Raw genomic sequence first — 19,303 nt, forward strand, 5'->3', positions numbered from 1 at the left:
TAGGGCGCTATCCTTTTTATGGCAATACGAAGTACCCCCGTTTTTTGCAAAAACAAGCTCCACCACTTGCAGATTCCTGCAAGCCTTTACTCACCAATACTTTAGTGTCTTTTTAACTCAGTTTTCGGGGGAACTTCAAGCATTAAGAATACTTGCCAAGCTATGGTTCATCGACTATCCTGAACTCTTTGTCATTTTGACAGAGGTTTTTTAAGAATGTTTGCATTAATAATTGGCGCCGCTTGTTGGGGCGCGAAGGATATATATGAAAAGAAAAGCTTTAATACTTTCACCCCTGATTCTCCTCGTTGTTGGATTTATAATTATGAAAATTCTAGTTTCGTTTAAGGCAGAGAAGCCCAAGCGTAATTCTCAGGTCACCCCACGCGTCGTGGCCACATCTGTCGTGTCTCTGGGTGAGGTACCGGCAAAATTGACCACATATGGTACACTTGCAAGTAGTCAACCCGTATCATTAATCAGTGAGGTCTCAGGAACACTTCAAGCTGGTGATATTCCCTTTCAACCAGCACAATCCTTTAAAAAGGGTGAGTTATTATTAAAAGTGGATACGCGTCAGATAATACTGGAGCTAAACAGTACAAAGAGTGATTTATTAACGGCCTTGTCTTCGATCATGCCTGAGATAAAAGTCAGCTCTCCTGCTATATTTCAGGTCTGGCAACAATATTTTGACTCCATCAATTTTGATGATCCCATCGGTGTGCTACCTACTACAGAAGACCAAAGACTCAAGGCATTGCTGGCCAGGTACAATATTTTCAAACTTTACTTCGCCGTCCAGAATCTGGAAATCAGGGCTTCGAAACATTATTTCTATGCACCCTTTAATGGATCCATCATATCCACCCAACTTCGCGATGGCAGCACAGCCGCTCCTGGAAGCAGACTGGGAGAACTTATCAATCTTGATAAGCTGGAAGTTGAGATTCAGGTTCCAGCTAAGGATATTGGCTGGATTCATGTGGGTTCCCCTGTCGTGCTTGAGCCAGAAGAGAATGGTATCAAATGGAAGGGACATATTGAAAGAATCGGCAATATAATTGATGAACGCTCACAATCCGTATTGGCGTATATAAAACTGGATGATACAGGTGACGTGAACCCACTCGCTGGCGTATTTGTAAAGGCTGATATTGAAGCTCGTCTGATTCCTGAAGCAATCAAGGTGGGACGCCGGGCAGTATATGAAGAATCTTATGTGTTTCTTGTAAATGATGGATTCTTCGAAAAGCGGGATGTTGGAATAGCCTTTGATGAAGGCGACTATTATATCATCAATAAGGGACTGAGTCCTGGTGATACACTGGTCACAGATTTACTTCAAGGTGTTTCAGCTGGCATGCCAGCACAATCTCGTTCACGGCTGATTCCCGGGAATAATTGATTCCATGCGTCGCGTCATTGAATTCTTTGCCCGTTATCCAATCTGGACCAATGTTTTACTTGTTTCAGTTCTTCTTTTTGGAGGACTTGCACTGTCCAACCTGCGTTACTCCACCTTTCCTGAAATTGCACCAAACCGCATCATTATCCAGGTTCTATACCCGGGTGCTTCTCCTGAAGAGGTAGAAGAGGGGGTCATTCTCAAAATTGAGGAGAATCTTGATGGTCTGGATGGTATAGAGCGGGTAACCTCGACTTCTTCTGAAAATGTTGGAGTTGTCAACATTGAAGCCATTCGTGGTGCAGATATGGATAAAGTCCTCACCGATGTTAAAAATGCCGTCGATCGAATTGGCTCTTTTCCTGTAAGTGCTGAAAAGCCGGTGGTGTACCAACAAAAATTCAGATCAAGAGCTCTGTCTATTGTTCTTTTTGGCGAAACGGATTTAAAGACTATGAAAGTCTTTGCAGAGAACATGCGGGATGAGCTCCTTGCTTCCCCGGAAGTCTCACAAGTCGCCATACAGGGCTACCCTGGTCTTGAGATTTCTATCGAAGTATCTGAAGCCAACCTGAGACGTTATCAGTTGACTTTTGATGAGATATCAAGACGGGTCCAATCAGAGAACGTGAATCTATCTGGTGGAAAATTTGAGACCCGAGATGAAGAAATCCTCATACGGGCTTATGGACGAGAATATGAGGCTGCCGAGCTGGGGAACCTGGTCATCCGTGGCGATAGTGATGGTAATCTGATTTTCCTTAAAGATGTTGCCACCATTAGGGAAAGATGGGCTGATTCACCGGATAAGACCTATTACAATGGTCATACAGCGGTGGTCCTGAATATTAGTAAAACCCGTGAAGAAAATGTCATCACCGTTGCGGATTTATCAAAAGACATGGTTGAAAAGTTTAATTCTGAAAACTCTGTAATCCAGGCTTTGGTGCTGGCGGATAACACGATCAGTTTGCGCCAGAGGCTTGAACTCCTGATCAACAATGGATTTATCGGGCTGGTACTGGTAATTCTCAGTCTCAGTTTCTTTTTGAATTTGAGGATTTCCTTCTGGGTGGCTATTGGTATCCCATTCTCATTTGCAGGTATGTTTCTGGTCTTGAGTTTTACCGGAATAACCTTGAATGTCATCTCCCTTTTTGGGATGATCATAGTCATTGGTATACTTGTAGACGACGCCATCGTGGTTTCAGAAAGTATCTTCAGTGAGTTTGAGCGCGGGAAAAAGGGTCTTCAGGCGGCCATTGATGGTACCATCATCATGGTGGGCCCAGTAACCACCTCAGTCATGACCACCATACTTGTATTTCTGCCCTTCTTTTTTCTGGATGGATTTTTAGGCCGCTTCATCTGGAATTTGGCTGCAGTTGTGGTAGCCGCACTGATCTTTTCGCTTATAGAATCATTTCTCATTCTGCCAGCCCACCTGGCCCATTCCAAGGGCTTGCATGCCCACAGTAAAGATTCATGGATGCGCAAACGAATCGAGAAGATCATTCATTTTATGACCCACCGCATGTATGCGCCATCCCTGAGATATGCCTTACGCTATAAATGGATCACGGTAACCATGCCCCTGGTCTTTGTCTTTATAACTATCGGTCTCTTTGGTGGTGGATTTATAGGATTTACATTTTTCCCCTTTATTGATGGGGATACGCTACCCATTAATGTCAGTCTTGTGGCGGGAAGACAGGAAGCGGACATCGATAAATTTCTGGCTGAAATTGAAGATGTGGTCTGGTCCGTAAATGAAGAGATGAGTGCTGACAGGGAAGATGGGCTCCAATACATTTTGGGGATAAAAAGGGATATTGGCAGTAACGATTTTGGTGATGCGGGAAGCCATGCAGGTAAATTGACCCTTCAATTGCTGGATGGTGAATTGCGGGGCATGGACAGTTTCGTCTTTGCAAATCGTATCCGCAAGGCTGTTGGGCCAAGACCCGAAGCACAGAAGATTTCCTTCGGTAGAGCAAGCATGTTTGGAAAGCCTGTTTCAGTCAGTCTGCTGGGCAGCAATTTGGATGAACTGAAAAAAGCCAGTGATCTGCTAACCGCCGAACTGCAGCAATTTTCCACCCTGAGGGATGTCTCTCTGGGTTCCAAAGAAGGTCGCCGGGAGATTGATATTACTTTAAAACCACTGGCATATTCTCTTGGACTTACCCTGAGAGATGTTGCCGGACAGGTTCGTCAGGGCTTTTTTGGTCAGGAGGTCCAGCGGATTCAAAGAGGACGGGATGAAATTCGTGTCTGGGTACGCTACTCTCCTGAAGATCGCTCATCATTGGGTTATCTGGATCGTATGCTCATTCGAACCCAAAATGGTCAGGAATATCCCTTCGGTGAACTGGCAACTTACACATTGAAACGCGGGATAACTTCCATCAGCCATCTTGATAAAAAGCGTGAGCTCACCGTTGAGGCAGATCTGGCAGACGGTAGTCTGGATTTACCTCCCATTCTGGCAGAGATTCGGGAAGAGGTAATTCCCCGGGTTCTGGCACAGGTTCAAGGTGTTCATGTCTCGTATGAGGGACAATCCAGAGATCAGGCTAAAACGGGAGCAAGTTTCCGCAGGACTTTCCCACTGGCTTTTATGGGGATGTTTATTTTGTTGATCCTGGTTTTCAGATCCTATGTTCAGGCCATCCTTATTTTCGGACTGATACCATTTGGAGTAATTGGTGCCTTCTGGGGACATGGATTACATGGCATTCAGGTGAATACCCTATCCATCTATGGTATTCTCGCACTCACGGGTATTATTGTAAATGACAGTATTGTTCTGGTTGATAAGATCAACCGAAATTTTAAATCTGGGATGCTCCTCTATGATGCTGTCTTTGACGCTGGGGTGAGTCGTTTGCGTCCCATCCTGCTAACCACCTTCACAACGGCTTTTGGATTGGCACCATTAATATTTGAAACCAGTCGTCAGGCACAGTTTCTGATTCCCATGGCGATTTCCCTGGCCTATGGTTTACTCTTTGGAACCTTCCTTATTCTGGTTGTTTTACCTGCCAGCTACCTTGTGACAAATAGAGCACGAGTGGTATGGATGAAACTGTATCATGGGAAGATTGTGAGTCCAGAAGACGTTGAACCTGCCATGTTGGAATTGACATCAAATGGTTCTAAGCATCTTGAAGACCCGGTGAATTCATAATAGAAATTCGCCCTGAAATGTGAGGCTTACCTGGTCGTTAAACAATTTGACGGTCCGAGGTGAATTGCTGATTTAGTTGGTCATCATTAGCTTAACTCAACAAACATAGACTTTTAACAAAAGAAATAATCACGTCTAGGTGTGTAAGAATCCTTGCTATACATCAATCGTTTTCTATATTTGAAAAATATCAAACGCAGGATGTTATGAATGACAGATAAGATTAAACACGAATTTGTGAATCGCTTTGGCGATGCTTATAAGGATTTTGGACTCCCCATTCTCATGGGGCGAATTGTGGGATTGTTGCTGTACTGGGATAAGCCCATGTCTTTGGACACAATGACTGATGAGTTGCATGTAAGTAAGGGTCCCGTGAGCCAGATATTGCGACGCCTGAGAGATCATAATCTGGTGAAGCGGGTTTGGGTGGGGGGCGATCGCAAAGATTACTACCAGGTTGTGGATCACATCTTCCTCCAGGCATTTATCAATCAGGCCGAGCTATTGCGGAGAAACTTGAGCCTGGCCAAAGAATTTGAAAGAAAACTCCGGAACAATGATAAACCTGAAATGGCAAAATTTAAATCTCGCATGGAAGAAATGGTTCAATTCAACACACAGATGCAAGAATATCTGAACTCATTTATTGATACCTGGCGAGAAGAACAAACTGACACGTAGATCAGATTGAGGAAAGTATGAATAAACTTGAATCAAAAGTTGCAATTATTACCGGGGGAGCGGCTGGAATTGGCATGGCCACGGTTGAAAAGTTTTTAGCAGAAGGCGCCATCGTATCCGCCTGGGATATTAATCAGGAAATGGGTGATGCTCTCATGGCTGCGCTTCAAACTCCTGACAATAGACTTGAATTTCGAGCCGTGGATGTAACTGATGAAGATTCTGTCCATGGAGCCGTGACAGCCATCGTTGAGAAATATGGCCAGTTGGATATTCTGATCAACAATGCCGGTATCACCAGAGATGCGACACTCCTCAAGATGGAAAGCGCTGCTTTTGATCAGGTGATTGATGTGAATTTAAAGGCGGTCTTCATCTGTGGTCAAGCCGCTGCAAGACAAATGGTTTCCCAGGGCTCAGGTGTCATACTAAATGCCAGCTCAGTCGTCGGACTCTATGGAAATTTTGGACAGACTAACTATGTCGCTTCTAAAGCAGGTGTCATTGGAATGACCCAGGTCTGGGCCAGAGAGTTGGGACGCAAAGGCGTGCGCGTGAACGCCATCGCTCCAGGATTCATTGCCACTGAAATGGTCAAAAAGATGCCGGAGAAAGTCATCGAAATGATGGCGGGTAAAGCACCCCTGCAGCGTATTGGTGAACCCTCAGAAGTGGCGGCGGCCTATGCGTTTCTGGCTTCAGACGAAGCTTCATTTATCCATGGCACCACACTCTCAGTAGATGGAGGGTTGATTTCCTGATGGCTGAGCTCCGTAATGCACGTATTCTGTCAACAGGTATGGCGGTGCCTAATCGCATCGTCCCCAATTCATATTTTGATGAAATTCTGGGCGAGAATGTTTCGGAATGGTTGGAAGACAATCTCACCATAAAAGAGCGTCGTTGGCTATCTGAAGGCGAAAGTGTTGCGGATCTTATTGAATCAGCAGCACTCACCATTCTGGCAAAGGCCAAGGTGAAACCAGAAGAACTCGATCTCATTATTATTTCAACGGATACTCCAGAGTACATTTCACCATCGACTGCTTCAATCATTCAAGACCGTCTGAGCGCCACAGGAGCGGGAACCTTTGATTTGAATGCGGCCTGTGCAGGGTTTGTGACTTCAATTGACATGGGAGCCAAATATATCCAGGCTGATCCAAAATATAAATATATCCTGGTTATTGGTGCTTATGGGATGTCTCGCTATCTGGATTTATATGACAAAAAAACAGTGACCCTGTTCGCTGATGGCGCTTCTGGTGTGCTACTTGGTGCTGACCCTGAAGGTGTTGGACATCTACAGGGCTTGCTCTACACAGAGGGACAGTATGCGGACTGGATGGGGATTTATGCTGGTGGCGTGAAAACGCCTGTGACTCAAGAAGTGCTGGGTAACAAAGATCACCTCCTGAAATTTGTTAAAAAGTTCCCTAAAGAACTCAATCCCATCACCTGGGAAAGGATGATTCGCAAGGTTGTTGCCGATGGGGGGCACGATCTATCCAGTGTGAAGCAGGTCTTTTTTACCCAGATTAATATCAACAGCATCAGAGCAACCATGGAGGCTCTTCATCTGCCCATGGAAAAAGCTCAGACTATAATGTCTTATTATGGGTATACAGGATCGGCTTGTATTCCCATGGCACTCAATGAAGCCCACAATCAAGGCAAACTGGATCGAGGAGACCTCATCGTATTTATGGGTTCCGGTGGCGGTCTGGCTTTTGCGTGTTCCGCGTGGATCTGGTAGGGAGTTTAGCATGAATGCAAACACAGATATGGTTTTGTATAGTTGGATTCTAATGATTCTGCTGGCCAGCGGAATTCTTGTGCTGGTTGTTAGAGGGGCCCGAAAAACCAAAAGTATGCAGGACTATGCGCTGGGATCTTTTTTGTTTTCACCAGCTGCAGTGGGAATTTCATTGGCTGCGTCCATGACCAGTGCAGCTACCTTTATTATAAACCCCGGATTTATTGCCATTTATGGTATTTCGGCTGTGATATCCTACGCCGTAGTACTGCCCCTGGCGGCCATGGGGTCACTCGTGATCCTCAGCAAGGGCTTCCGGAAATTTGGTGCCACGGTTAAGGTGATTACCCTCTCACAATGGATGGGCGTACGCTATAACAGCAAAGCCTACCAAACTTTTTTTGCCATTTTGTCCCTGTTGCTCATCACATTCATCGTCCTTATCGTTGTGGGTCTGACAAAGGTGCTGTCAAGTACTTTGGCCATATCGGAAATGGCAGCGCTCCTGGGAATCGTCATCTTTATTTTTGGTTATATGATGTTCGGTGGTGCCAATTCCATGGTCTATACCAACACCATACAGGGATCCATCATGTTGGTGGTTGCATTCCTGCTCTTGGGCTCTGGATATGAACATTTCAGTGCCGGAATACACGGTTTCCTGGACAAGCTGTCCAGCATTGATCCTGATCTGGTGGGCACCACAAACACCAACAGCTTTCTATTTCGAGACTGGTTTGAAATTGGTGTCGTTCAAATAGTAGTGGGTGTCGCCATCGTCTGTCAACCGCATATCATTACAAAAAGTCTGCTCCTCAAAGATGAGAGGAGTGTTAATCGCTTTTTGGTTGTCGCCGTCATAACGGAGCTGATTTTCTTTAGCGTGGTCATCGCTGGATTGTATGCCAGAATTGCCTTCCCCGATCTCTCAGTTGGAGGCAGCGCTTTAAAGATGGATGGCATTATACCAGCCTATGTTCTGAATGAATTCCCAGTGTTTATTGGATTGTTTGTAGTTCTGGGATTGATAGCAGCCGGTTTGAGTACTCTGGAGGGACTGATCCAGAGTATATCAACAACGATGACAGAAGATTTGATAAAACCAGCCCTGATCAAATTCAGAGGGGATAGTCCTGCTGACAACTTAATGATAAAAATTAACCGTCTTGTCATTGTCTTGCTGGCTATCGTTGCCATCATCCTATCCAGGCAACAACTCCTATTTCCCAAGTTATCTGTAGCCATTTTTGCCCAGAATGGTGTTTATGCGTTCTTCGCAGCAGCCTTTTTCCCCATTCTGTTTGGCATGTTTTCGAAACGGACACCACCACTTGCCGCCATTGCTGCCAGTGTCACAGCGGTTGTTATTCACTTCACCATGTACTATGGCAAGATATCCGTCCCCTTTACCCTGGCAACCGGTGAAAACCCCGGAGTGGCCGCTGCTGTAGCCATTGTTCTATCACTGGTGGTGGGATCAATCATTTTCCAGCTAAAGAAGGAGCCCCTGTCTTGACACGACATGCACATGATTGGCTGGCGCGCTGGGCTTATTATACCCCAGATAAATTATTTCTTCGCGAACATGTCAGTGATCGTTCCTGGAGTTATGACCAATTCAATGAGGTGTCCAGGGCCTGTGCCAGATATCTGCAGCAGGAGATGAAGCTCACCAAAGGCGACCGGATGGCGATATACTCCCGCAATCGCATGGAATATTTCATGCTCTATTTTGCAGCCATCAAACTTGGGGTCATTGTAGTACCTCTGAATTTTCGATTAACCCCAGTTGAATTAGATGTTTTGCTCACAGATGCGGAACCCCAGCTTATGATTTTTGAGGAAGACTATTCTGAGCAAGTCAACATGCTGAAATCCCTGCCCGATAGCTGTCAGAGAATGAATATTGAATCGCTTGGTTCCTACCTTGACAGGGAAGAAAATGCTTCTGCAATTGAGTTCGCCAATACCCCGATTGATTCTGAGGATCTGGTCATGATTCTCTATACTTCTGGAACCACTGGCGTACCCAAAGGTGCTATGATCACCCATAAAATGCTTTTCTGGAACTCAGTGAATACATCGCTGCGTCTGGATATTAATTCAAGCGATCATACTCAGGCCTATGCACCCCTTTTTCACACGGGAGGCTGGAACGTTCTCTTTACGCCCTTCCTACACCATGGAGCCTCTCATACTATCCTGGAAGGCTTTGACCCAGATATCATTTTGGAGTTGATCGAAAAAGAGGGGTCAACGGTTCTATTCGGTGTTCCAACCATGATGCAAATGTTGGCAGATTCACCCAGATTCCATACCACTGATCTTTCCAGCTTGCGCTATGCAGTGGTGGGAGGCGCTCCAATGCCCATTCCACTGATTGAAATCTGGCATCAAAAGGATGTCCCCATCAGGCAGGGTTACGGTCTCACAGAGGTGGGCCCCAATTGCTTCTCATTGAATCAGGACGCAGCCATCAGCAAACAGGGGAGTATTGGATTCCCTAATTTCTACATGGATGCCCAGGTCTTGTCTGAATCTGGAGAAGAGGCAGGCATGGATGAACCAGGTGAACTCTGTTTACGCTCGCCAGTGGTCACATCGGGGTATTGGCGCAAACCGGAGGAGACCAGGAACGCTATTGATGATGGGTGGTTTCATACGGGTGACATGGCCCGAAAAGACAAAGATGGTTACTTTTATATCGTTGATCGCAAAAAGAACATGTTCATCAGCGGTGGTGAAAATGTGTATCCAGCTGAGGTTGAGGCAATCCTGATTCAACACCCCCATATCAAGGATGCCGCCGTAATTGGAATCCCAGATGAGCAATGGGGTGAAGTGGGTCTCGCCTTTCTTGTCGCAACAAGGGAAATTGAGATTGCAGAGGTCAGGGACTTCTGTCTGAAGTCGCTGGCAAAATATAAAACACCAAAACAGGTTTGTTTGATCGAAGCGCTACCATTGAATGACTCTGGTAAGCTGGATCGCAAACATTTAATAGAAATGTACAAACAACAAAAGGAGACAAGATGATGAAAAGATACACAATCCTGATGGTTCTGATTCTGGGACTACTGTTCGTGATGGGCTGTGAAGATGATTCAGGCACAGACGCCAATAACAATGATGTAGATGTATGGGTCGGCAATTGGTTAAGTGCCGGACCAAATGTGGCTGTGATCCTCTCCACATATTTTCAGTATGACAGCGTGAAAGTTGAGCTTGCTGAAGACAACACAGTAACACTTGAGACCCATGTTATTGGTGGCGCCTGGACATCTCAGGGAGGTACTTATGTACTCACTGAGTCAAGTGATTCTGAAATCGATGTCATTCAGCTCATTTATACAGCTTTTGAGCAAGAAGGTATCATCCAGATCAGTGGCGATACGCTAACACTGGAAGCCGTTCAGACGGTTCCAGATATTGCAGCAACGGTTCCAACACCTGCTGCAGGTTTTGGCGCAGACCCAACTCTGGGGACTTGGAATATTCAGACCTATATCCGTCAGGACTAAGGTTTTTTAATGTCGGGGTGTGATTTTTACACCCCGACAACATTTTAGGGAGAATGATATGCGCAAGATGCTTACGCGTGCATTGCTCGTGATGGTCCTTGCTCTGACCAGCTTCAGTCAGGCGCTTCCCATATGGACTGAGGGCAAGGAAACCATCAGAGATAAGAACGAATTGAGCTTTATCGGGTATTATCTCACTCGATATGAGGCTATTAATGTGGCTCCTACCAATGAGTTTCTTAAGGGTCAGGTTGTGGGACGTTTTTATGGCGGAAACACAACCAAAAGCTATTCCGATAGATATTCCAACTATGTTGAGCAACGCTTTTTAGGAATGTTGTCCTATTCACCACGCCTATTTGATGGCTGGGCACGTATGCGCATGTCATTTGAGCTGGATTGGACCTGGGGTGATGCCAATTATGGTGCGGGTGGAAATTTTGGAGGTGCTTTTGGTGCAGATTTTGTGAATCTGCAAACCCAAAACCTATTTATGGAATTCCATCCCAACAAAAAATGGTATGTGAATCTGGGACTGCTGCGTTTTTATGACAATACATCTGTTCCCTACTACACAGGTACCAGCGAGCTATTGACCACAGGGTATAGACTTTCTCTCTTTGCTTCCGATGCGACGGGTCTTTCGGCACATTATTCTCCCAATACCTATCAGCATTTCAAGGCTGGGGCCTATCAGCTATATGAAAACAATGTAGAACAGAATGATGATGTGTTTCTCTTTGAGTTTGATGCTGAACAGGATGTATCCATCAAAACCACACTTGGACTCACGGTTTATCATCTCAGGGATTATGGAAGTTCTCAGAATGGAGCTGGTGAAGGAGGTGTATCAATCCTGGGACAGGGGTTGAATTCATTGTTAGCGCCCTATAATGGTGTATTTCAATTCAATCTGGGGAATGAAACCTATACTGCAAATCTCTGGTGGATCGGGACACACTTTGATAGTGATCCCATGCTGGAGCAGGGGCGTTTTGGGATGAGTGGATTTGCTTATACCACACGTGGCCTGGTTAAAACTGATACTCGGGAAATCGACGTAGCTGGGTATGCGGCAAATCTTCGTCTTGCCTATAAATATGGAAAGACCAATCGGGACAATATTGTCCTGGATGGAATATTCTCAACAGGGGATACAGAAAACGTTGATGATGGGAAGTATACCGGCGTGCTCACGGGTAACAACTGGACCGCGCCTGGTGCTGTGTTCTTTGGGACTGGACTATACCTGTTGCTGCCTCACGGTGATGTGGTGAACCGCTACTATGCTTCAACCATCGATATCCAGAATATGGGTTATGGTCTCGTTGCTGGTGTGGGTCGACTCTCCTATGATGTCATCCCATACAAATTGAAAGTCGAAGGAAATCTAGGCTATGCCATTGCTCCAGTTGCTCCATTTGGTGGAGGCAACGCCATGGGTTTTGAGGCGAATATTGGTGTGACCTATACACCCAAAGTTTTCTTTGATATTGAGATGCATGCTGCTCATTTGAGTCTGGGAGATTTTTACGATTCTCCCTTGACCAATGGTGGTATTTCTGAGCGCCCCGCTGATCCCTGGACGCTAATTCTGCTCCTTAAATGGATCATGTTTTAGGAGGCATCATGAAGAAAATTATACAAATATTCGTTTTTATATCAGTGATTGGAACACTCATGGGTGCCGGAACAGGATCTTATTATAAACTTCCCAACCTTGAATTTGATGAGCTGGATTATGGTTTTCCTGTTAAGAATATTCAGATCGGGAATGTAGATCTGGCATATGTCGAACAAGGGGAAGGCCCCCAGACGATAATGCTGATTCATGGACTGGGGAGCTATGCCCGGGCCTGGACCAAGAACATTGAGGTGCTTGCCCAAACCCATAGAGTCATTGCTGTTGATTTACCTGGCTATGGACATTCCAGTAAGGGCTATTACGATTATTCCATGTCCTTTAATGCTGATGTGTTAAGACATTTTATTCAGAAATTGGGCTTGGGGACAGTGATCGTTGGAGGACATTCAATGGGTGGTCAAATTGCCATGACCCTGGCGCTTGAAAGTCCCGAGCTGGTGGAGAAATTGATTTTGATTTCCCCAGCTGGTTTTGAACGTTTTAATGAGGGCGAATCTGCCTGGATGAAGAACGTCATGACCCCTGAATTGGTGAGGGATACGCCCGTCCGAGCCATTGCCAAAAATGTCAGTATTAATTTTTATGACTTCCCTGAAGATGCAGCCTGGATGATTACTGATCGGATTCAGCTGCGAGGTGCTGCAGACTTTTATGACTATTGCTATGCTGTATCAAAGAATGTTGAGGGCATGTTGAGGGGTGTTGTGTGGGATAAGTTGGATCAAATCAAGCAGCCCACTCTGGTTCTGTTTGGTGCCAATGATGCACTCATTCCAAACCGATTTTTACATCCTGGCTGGACCAAAGAAATAGCTGAAATAGCCAATGAAATACCAAATAGCACGGTGACGGTTATTCCAAGGTGTGGACACTTTGTCCAATTGGATGCACCGGACGCTGCCAATAAGGCTATTTTAGAATTTATAAAATAAACAGTGCTATATCTGGAAATGGAGCCGCGTCGGTTTGCACTGACGTGGCTTTTTTTATTGGGGAGAGTTTGGCGGCCAGGGTCGCTGGCTTTCAGCATTGATCCAGGCTTTAACCCAGTCTGGTAATTCACCGGTCCAGGTATTATTCGGAAACTCCTTCATGACCTGCTCAGCTGGGACCAATCCATTGTTCGAAACAACCCCAGCCTTGATGAGGGCCGAAGAACAGATGGTTTCTCCCTGACACATTTTCTGGAGAAAATAGAACCAGCGCCCATCGTGACCAATGACCTCACTGTGTAATTGAAACTTTTTCCACAGGGTTATTCTGCGCCGGTAGCGAATACTGGAGCCGCCAACTGCAAAACCCCATTTCTTTTGTGAGATGAGCTTCATCAAGCCGCCTCTTACCCCAAGATCATAACGCCCCAGGTCCATAAGGGTCAGCTGTCTCCCATTATTGATTTCTCCATAGTGGTCAATATCAGAAAACCCCGCTCGAAGATTTAGAATACCGGTATCACCGAAATTCAGTGAGCTACGATGTTTGGCTGAGAGAATGGTTTTAATGGTTCTGAGATAGGGGTACATGGAGAATTCCTTAGAAATTTATTTAGTGACTCAGGCATGCTAACTCCTGGCAACTGCTTCCCAAGAAATAATTAGGATTAAAATTGATTAATTAGCGGGGATACAAACTCAAAAGGGAGAATTTTAAAAAAAGCAGCAGGAATATCAGTCTATATCATCGCCAACAGCTTATTCTTTTGTTTCTTGAACTCTTTTTCTGTGATGAGCTGTCTGGAGTGCATTTGATGCAGCGTTTCGATTTGCCCAATTAGATACTCAGTAGTTGCTTCCTGGGCATCTGGATTCAGAGACATTCCGATACGATTGAGTAGCGTCTTTTTGGCCCGTTCAAAATCCTTTTCAGTTATCAAACCACGTGTCATCAGGTCATTCAAGGCAGCAATGTCTTCTGCCACACTTTCGACTGTGATGGTGACCAGATTAGTCGGGTAAGTAGTGGTCGATTGGGTGGTGACCACGACAGGTCGATTATATCTATAATACCCATAATATCCATATGCTGAGTAGTAGTTATTGTAGTGGTGGGGGTAATAGGAGTGGTGATAGTTCCTCACAGGGTGATGATGATTTCTTCTTGATCGAGGACCAGCCTGCAACATGACCGAAAGGATGAGTAATAGGACAATAAGTTTGCTAAGTTTCATAATACACCTCTTTCTATGTAATCCCTTTGACCCCAGAAGTTCCTCATTGGTTAATTTGAGCGAGGCTCGAGACTGCTTTGATAAGCTCGACGGGCAATATGAGCACCCCCCAGTGCACCTACAGTTTGTGGGTTTTCGGGAATATTCAAGGTAAGTCCCAGCTTCTCTTCCAACAATTTTACCAGACCCTTATTATGGGCAACCCCTCCTGACAGGGTGACTTCGCCTTCAATACCAATCGAGGTGACCATGCTCCAAATCCGGTTCACAATAGACCGCTGCAAACCATGTACGATATCTTTTCGCGGGGTATTTTTGGCCAGGAGGGAGATGACCTCACTCTCAGCGAAGACCGTGCAGGTGCTACTAATTGGTGCAGATTCTCCCTCAATATTCAGAGGGCTGCTCAATTCATCCAGATCAAGATCCAGACGGTTGGCCATGACCTCGAGAAAACGACCTGTTCCAGCGGCACATTTATCGTTCATGGTAAAATCAAGCATACGACCCCGTGAATCTATCTGTATAACCTTGCTATCCTGACCACCAATATCAATGACAGTGCCTGTTTTTGGAAATAGTTGATGCGCACCGACTCCATGGCAACTGATTTCAGTGGTTTTTCCAGTGGCAAAAACCACTGAGGCACGTCCGTACCCTGTAGCAGTGATTCTTGTGATGCGATCCCGGGTGAGATCTGCCAATTTTAGAGCAGCGTCAAAGGCTTCTTCAGCTGCTGCGGACCCATTCACACCAGTGGGGATGACAATTTCAGAAAGAACTTTTCCTGAAAGATCAATGATGGATACATCAGTGCTGAGTGACCCTACATCCACGCCAGCGAAATAAAGATCAGCCATGTTTTGATCCTTCCAGGGTTTCACAAAAGGCTTCGAGCCGAGTGTGGATCTGCTGCTCGGACCATACCCGCTCATCTGCGATGTCTGCATCCAGAATAACAGCAGGTAGATCAAGATCAGCAGTGATGGCCTTACGCAGATCAAATTGACCTACCGAATAGGGTTTGCAGCTGCGTGTTGAATGCATGACCATCCCATCCACCGCATAGGTCTTGATCATCTTTTTCATCAAATCAAGACGGTGCTTCAAATTGTTGTTCAAAATGATTTGCCCATACGTTTTAGCCATGGAAGTCCAGGGGTCTTTCACATCAAGATATCCTGTTGTCTCAGCCCAGGCATTGGTATAGGTGGCAGTCACAAAATTCATTTTTCTCTCAGCAAAAAATGTAGCTAAAAACCGAACCTTATACCAGATGGCAATATTATCCCAGATCAAGCGATAACGTTCATTACTGATAGCGCCAATTCCCTGAGAAACTCGAGTGTCGATCTCCTCCATCAATATATGGTAGTAATCTTGTGCCACAGGCAAACCGCGCAGGGATACAATGGGAGCAAGATGACCAAAGGCGTCAAAGATGGTCATGGGCGCAGGTTGAGCCTTCATGGCATCCAGGATGGCACCCCAGGTCCTGGAGGTTTCCATGGAGCGTTTGAGGATATCCTCAAAAATATTTAGATAAAATACTCGTCCTGAAACCCGCTCAAGGATGGGGATCATATCCTGTAGTTGTTGAGCCATATAATTGATATCGGCTTCAGTCTGCTCCGTAGTAACAAAGGGAGCATCGAAATGAATCAGGGGAATGTCAAGTTCATGAGCAATGGCCTTATACCAGTAGAGGACGGTCTGACAGATGTTGTTTGAACAAAATAACAAATCCGGTTTGGGCAGTTTCCCGGCTGGTGTTTTACCGGACAGCATATGTCCCAGATCGATACGGGCATACGAACATAAATCTTGGCTAAATCCACTTCCTTCGGCGATTCCACAGTATTCAGCGCCCTGTTTTTTGGCTCCTACCAGTGCCGAATGGTTCTCAGGATAGATGGTATAGAAATCAAAAGCTCTCAGGAGTTCCACGGGAGCACCACTGGTGACCCAGGCGACTTTTTTTACGCCAGGAGCATATCTGGAGAGGAAATAATGGCGACTGAGAATCTCTTTCAGACGCTTATTGGATTCCAGGGGTGGTCCAAATGCCTTGGGGATGGGACGGGGTCTCCGCTTTCTGAATTCTTGAAGCGCCATGAGAGCGGGAGCTCCATAATCTTTCATGATTTTATATTTTAACTCTGCTCTGATACTCATGACGCAACCATCTCAAATAGAATTTCAGTAAACGCTTCGATACGGGTTTTGTCTTGACCTGAGATGTGGTTTTCCAATTCTGTTTCCAGGGTTAATACAGGGATATTTCTTTCTCTAAGTGTTTTCACCAGGAAACGATGATCGAATAGCTCAGGCTCACAGAATTTTACCATATCGAATAGTATGCCCTGAGCCTGACTTTCATTCATACGACTATTTAGATAGTGTAGCCTTTCATCCAGGTCACCTGCCCGCGTGGAACAGGGTGGCAAGATAAAGAAACGATCGGTTAAATATTCCAGAGGTGAACCTGGGGGATCCATGGCAAACGTTGGAAGGCGTCGACTGACGGCCAGTAAATCATCTGCAACAATACTCACACCCACTTCATCGAGAAAACCCAAAATTTCTGGGTTTGGTGGCAGGATTCCTGACACCATCATTCGTGCTTTTGAAGAATCAGCAGGCTGTTCCAGAATATCCACAAGCTCAAGCAGGGTCAAATAGTCAATGGGGAGCAGGTACTCCTGAGCTCGCATGAGCTTGAAATACTCCTGGTTATTCAAAGCCAGGCGATCCGTCATGCGGGCTTGTTGGATTGACAAGAGGTGTGTATCGATTTTATGACTCAGGACACAGGCAGCCAGCAGTTTTTCAGGATCGAGACGTCCATAGCTCGCCTCCAAGGTGGATTGGAAATTTTTGAGGATATCCTGGTAATATTTTGTCGTCGTATTGTTAAAACTGCCCTTGGGATTATAGAAGGTGTAAACCGGAAGGGAAACACCGATAAGATCTTTGACCTGAGTGCCCAGGTTTTGAAGAGAATCGCAGGTATGTGGAAAGAGGTATCCTGCATTGATGACATGAGGCTCTTTGAGGATAAATTCCAGGCTTTTTTTTACAATGGGGCAAATGGTAGTCTGTAGATGCGCGTTGGCGTGGAGTATTTCTCCTGGTGGATCCCAGATTTCAGCGGCATGAATATGGAATGCCCAGAGCAGCTCTCTGGGATAGAGGGCCGGCAGCACAGCCATGATTCTCTGACCTTTTTGGGCTAGTCCTTTGAGGTATTCTGATCGGGTTGGTATCATCATATATTGCAACTCATTCAAAATAACTACCAACTTCAGTTGGTAGTGGATAGATGTATTGGCTCACACCATAAAACCGTTTAAACGGTTTGTCAAAATGGGTGTCTCCTTAGTTCACCTGACTGAAGTCAGGTGATATTGATGAAACTTATTTCCTGAATTTACGGACAAAACCTTCCACCTCAGGAACGCCCCCCTGATAAACAAGATAGCCATTATAAGGCTCTCGTTCAGTAATATCATCATTGATTGGCGTGAGCATAATCTCTTTGATTTTAACTGGATCCTCGGTTTGTCCCAGTGCCCAGCCCAGTTTGACCCAGGCGACCTCTGGCAACATATTCCCCAGAGGGGTAACACCCAGGGCCATCATATCCCGACCAGTATCATAGACAAACATGTGAGCATATCCCCAGATTGTCTGAAGGGTCATAAAGACGGAGACACCCTTGTCTCTGGCTCTCTCCAGGGCAGGATATAATTCCCGATTAACATGTCCAAGACCGGTTCCTACAATAACAATTCCCTTGTACCCAGCAGCTACCAATGAATCCACAATGTCGCCCTTCATGTGAGGGTAGTAATAGAGCATGGTAACGTTCTCATTGAAGGTGGGAACAATTTTTACAGTCTTGTCCTTGCGCCGATGATTGTAGTCCGTTTTTATCATTTTGAGACCTTCACGGGTCACGGTGGCAGCTGGTGTATCACCTATGGTCCGAAATGTAGATCGATATGAACTATGCATTTTTCGGACCCGGGTACCACGATGCAGGAAGCCATATTCATCTGAGGTGGGTCCAAACATACACACCAGCGTCTCTGCAATGTCACCATGCCCGGCAGCGTAAGATGCGTGTATCAAATTAAGAGCCGCATCGGATGAAGGTCGATCCGATGAGCGTTGAGATCCCACAAGAATGATGGGAATGGGCGAATCCTGAACCATAAAGGAAAGTGCCGCCGCCGTGTGATGGAGGGTGTCCGTTCCGTGGCCGATGACAATACCATCCGTGCCGTTGGCGATTTCTTTGCCAATGCTTTCTGCCAGTATCTTGTACTGATCCGGCCCCATATTTTCGCTGAAAACAGCGAATAATTTTTCAGTATCAATATTGCAAATATCTGCCAATTCAGGGACAGCACCATATAATTCACCAGGCGAAAAGGCCGGGATAACTGCACCGGTTCGATAATCCAGTCGTGAGGCTATTGTCCCCCCGGTCCCAAAAAGTTTCACATTGGGTTTATCATCTGAATAGGGGAAGGCTTTTTCAGGAATTTTATAATTGGCTTTCTGATAACCCGTTTCAACCATTTTTTTAATGGTCACAATATCAATGCCAATATTATAGCCGGTTTTAATTTTCAGTACGATGTGCTGATCATCATCATTTTCAGAGCGGGGGAGCACAGTTCCATCAAAGGTGCCCCGGGTGGTGTGAATTTCAACCTGACCCCAGACGCGGACACTGAATTTCTGCAGTGTTGCTAGAGCATCGCCTTTATATCCTTGGAAAATGTCATCACTCATAGAATCATTTCTCTCTCTATTTAAACAATGAAAAGACTTTTTAACCGTCCATCTGCGCTCCAAGAGCTACGCCGGACAAGCAGAGATCTCGAAGAACGCAAAGGTTTTTGATAGGTCAGAATCAATAGT

At 45.6% G+C, this 19,303-nt stretch carries 16 protein-coding genes; 10 read left to right on the forward strand and 6 right to left on the reverse strand.

Annotated features, from left to right (window positions below):
• Positions 1-265 precede the first annotated feature (265 nt).
• The 10 genes from ISR87_04220 to ISR87_04265 all read left to right on the forward strand — a co-directional run bounded on the left by ISR87_04220 (position 266) and on the right by ISR87_04265 (position 13,136).
• Positions 266-1,408 carry an HlyD family efflux transporter periplasmic adaptor subunit gene (locus tag ISR87_04220; GenBank protein MBL7024640.1) on the forward strand — a complete coding sequence of 381 codons (1,143 nt, stop codon included), beginning with the start codon at positions 266-268 and terminating at the stop codon, positions 1,406-1,408.
• A 4-nt stretch (positions 1,409-1,412) separates the two neighbouring features.
• Positions 1,413-4,598, forward strand: coding sequence for an efflux RND transporter permease subunit (locus ISR87_04225; protein MBL7024641.1), 3,186 nt, complete (start codon positions 1,413-1,415; stop codon positions 4,596-4,598).
• Positions 4,599-4,808: 210 nt separating this feature from the next.
• Positions 4,809-5,282 carry a MarR family transcriptional regulator gene (locus ISR87_04230; GenBank protein MBL7024642.1) on the forward strand — a complete coding sequence of 158 codons (474 nt, stop codon included), beginning with the start codon at positions 4,809-4,811 and terminating at the stop codon, positions 5,280-5,282.
• 17 nt (positions 5,283-5,299) lie between these two features.
• Complete coding sequence (locus tag ISR87_04235) at positions 5,300-6,043, forward strand: glucose 1-dehydrogenase (protein MBL7024643.1); 744 nt, start codon at positions 5,300-5,302, stop codon at positions 6,041-6,043.
• Complete coding sequence (locus ISR87_04240) at positions 6,043-7,038, forward strand: ketoacyl-ACP synthase III (GenBank protein MBL7024644.1); 996 nt, start codon at positions 6,043-6,045, stop codon at positions 7,036-7,038. Before ISR87_04235 ends, ISR87_04240 begins: the two co-directional genes overlap by 1 nt.
• 10 nt (positions 7,039-7,048) lie before the next feature.
• Positions 7,049-8,554: a sodium:solute symporter gene (locus tag ISR87_04245; protein ID MBL7024645.1), complete on the forward strand. Its 1,506-nt coding sequence runs from the start codon at positions 7,049-7,051 to the stop codon at positions 8,552-8,554.
• Positions 8,551-10,074 (forward strand): long-chain fatty acid--CoA ligase, encoded by a 1,524-nt coding sequence (locus tag ISR87_04250; GenBank protein ID MBL7024646.1) that lies wholly within the window; start codon positions 8,551-8,553, stop codon positions 10,072-10,074. Before ISR87_04245 ends, ISR87_04250 begins: the two co-directional genes overlap by 4 nt.
• Positions 10,071-10,559, forward strand: coding sequence for a hypothetical protein (locus ISR87_04255; GenBank protein MBL7024647.1), 489 nt, complete (start codon positions 10,071-10,073; stop codon positions 10,557-10,559). Before ISR87_04250 ends, ISR87_04255 begins: the two co-directional genes overlap by 4 nt.
• 58 nt (positions 10,560-10,617) lie before the next feature.
• Positions 10,618-12,180 (forward strand): hypothetical protein, encoded by a 1,563-nt coding sequence (locus tag ISR87_04260; GenBank protein MBL7024648.1) that lies wholly within the window; start codon positions 10,618-10,620, stop codon positions 12,178-12,180.
• A gap of 8 nt (positions 12,181-12,188) precedes the next feature.
• Positions 12,189-13,136: an alpha/beta hydrolase gene (locus ISR87_04265; GenBank protein MBL7024649.1), complete on the forward strand. Its 948-nt coding sequence runs from the start codon at positions 12,189-12,191 to the stop codon at positions 13,134-13,136.
• 54 nt (positions 13,137-13,190) lie between these two features.
• Here the strand turns inward: ISR87_04265 and ISR87_04270 are convergent, their stop codons facing one another.
• From ISR87_04270 to gatD, 6 genes are all read right to left on the reverse strand, one after another.
• Positions 13,191-13,727 (reverse strand): thioesterase family protein, encoded by a 537-nt coding sequence (locus tag ISR87_04270; GenBank protein MBL7024650.1) that lies wholly within the window; start codon positions 13,725-13,727, stop codon positions 13,191-13,193.
• Positions 13,728-13,876: 149 nt separating this feature from the next.
• Entirely contained in the window at positions 13,877-14,371 is a 495-nt protein-coding gene (locus tag ISR87_04275) for an SHOCT domain-containing protein (protein MBL7024651.1), read from the reverse strand.
• A gap of 50 nt (positions 14,372-14,421) precedes the next feature.
• On the reverse strand, positions 14,422-15,231 hold the full coding sequence (locus ISR87_04280; GenBank protein MBL7024652.1) for a 2-hydroxyglutaryl-CoA dehydratase: 810 nt from the start codon (positions 15,229-15,231) through the stop codon (positions 14,422-14,424).
• Positions 15,224-16,546: a 2-hydroxyacyl-CoA dehydratase gene (locus ISR87_04285; protein ID MBL7024653.1), complete on the reverse strand. Its 1,323-nt coding sequence runs from the start codon at positions 16,544-16,546 to the stop codon at positions 15,224-15,226. The genes ISR87_04280 and ISR87_04285 overlap by 8 nt, the downstream gene beginning before the upstream one ends.
• Positions 16,543-17,643 (reverse strand): 2-hydroxyacyl-CoA dehydratase, encoded by a 1,101-nt coding sequence (locus ISR87_04290; GenBank protein MBL7024654.1) that lies wholly within the window; start codon positions 17,641-17,643, stop codon positions 16,543-16,545. Before ISR87_04290 ends, ISR87_04285 begins: the two co-directional genes overlap by 4 nt.
• Positions 17,644-17,788: 145 nt before the next feature.
• Positions 17,789-19,174 carry a Glu-tRNA(Gln) amidotransferase subunit GatD gene (gene gatD / locus ISR87_04295; protein ID MBL7024655.1) on the reverse strand — a complete coding sequence of 462 codons (1,386 nt, stop codon included), beginning with the start codon at positions 19,172-19,174 and terminating at the stop codon, positions 17,789-17,791.
• Between the last annotated feature and the right edge of the window lie 129 nt (positions 19,175-19,303).

This window comes from Candidatus Neomarinimicrobiota bacterium, assembly GCA_016784545.1.
Classification (GTDB): domain Bacteria; phylum Fidelibacterota; class UBA8477; order UBA8477; family JABMPR01; genus JABMPR01.

Excerpts from the sequence above, each read along its gene's own strand:
- ISR87_04290 (MBL7024654.1), bottom strand. The coding sequence starts at position 17,643 with ATGATGATACCAACCCGATCAGAATACCTCAAAGGACTAGCCCAAAAA.
- ISR87_04285 (MBL7024653.1), bottom strand. The coding sequence starts at position 16,546 with ATGAGTATCAGAGCAGAGTTAAAATATAAAATCATGAAAGATTATGGA.
- ISR87_04230 (MBL7024642.1), top strand. The coding sequence starts at position 4,809 with ATGACAGATAAGATTAAACACGAATTTGTGAATCGCTTTGGCGATGCT.
- gatD (MBL7024655.1), bottom strand. The coding sequence starts at position 19,174 with ATGAGTGATGACATTTTCCAAGGATATAAAGGCGATGCTCTAGCAACA.
- ISR87_04280 (MBL7024652.1), bottom strand. The coding sequence starts at position 15,231 with ATGGCTGATCTTTATTTCGCTGGCGTGGATGTAGGGTCACTCAGCACT.
- ISR87_04270 (MBL7024650.1), bottom strand. The coding sequence starts at position 13,727 with ATGTACCCCTATCTCAGAACCATTAAAACCATTCTCTCAGCCAAACAT.
- ISR87_04245 (MBL7024645.1), top strand. The coding sequence starts at position 7,049 with ATGAATGCAAACACAGATATGGTTTTGTATAGTTGGATTCTAATGATT.
- ISR87_04220 (MBL7024640.1), top strand. The coding sequence starts at position 266 with ATGAAAAGAAAAGCTTTAATACTTTCACCCCTGATTCTCCTCGTTGTT.
- ISR87_04255 (MBL7024647.1), top strand. The coding sequence starts at position 10,071 with ATGATGAAAAGATACACAATCCTGATGGTTCTGATTCTGGGACTACTG.
- ISR87_04275 (MBL7024651.1), bottom strand. The coding sequence starts at position 14,371 with ATGAAACTTAGCAAACTTATTGTCCTATTACTCATCCTTTCGGTCATG.
- ISR87_04235 (MBL7024643.1), top strand. The coding sequence starts at position 5,300 with ATGAATAAACTTGAATCAAAAGTTGCAATTATTACCGGGGGAGCGGCT.
- ISR87_04260 (MBL7024648.1), top strand. The coding sequence starts at position 10,618 with ATGCGCAAGATGCTTACGCGTGCATTGCTCGTGATGGTCCTTGCTCTG.
- ISR87_04240 (MBL7024644.1), top strand. The coding sequence starts at position 6,043 with ATGGCTGAGCTCCGTAATGCACGTATTCTGTCAACAGGTATGGCGGTG.
- ISR87_04265 (MBL7024649.1), top strand. The coding sequence starts at position 12,189 with ATGAAGAAAATTATACAAATATTCGTTTTTATATCAGTGATTGGAACA.
- ISR87_04225 (MBL7024641.1), top strand. The coding sequence starts at position 1,413 with ATGCGTCGCGTCATTGAATTCTTTGCCCGTTATCCAATCTGGACCAAT.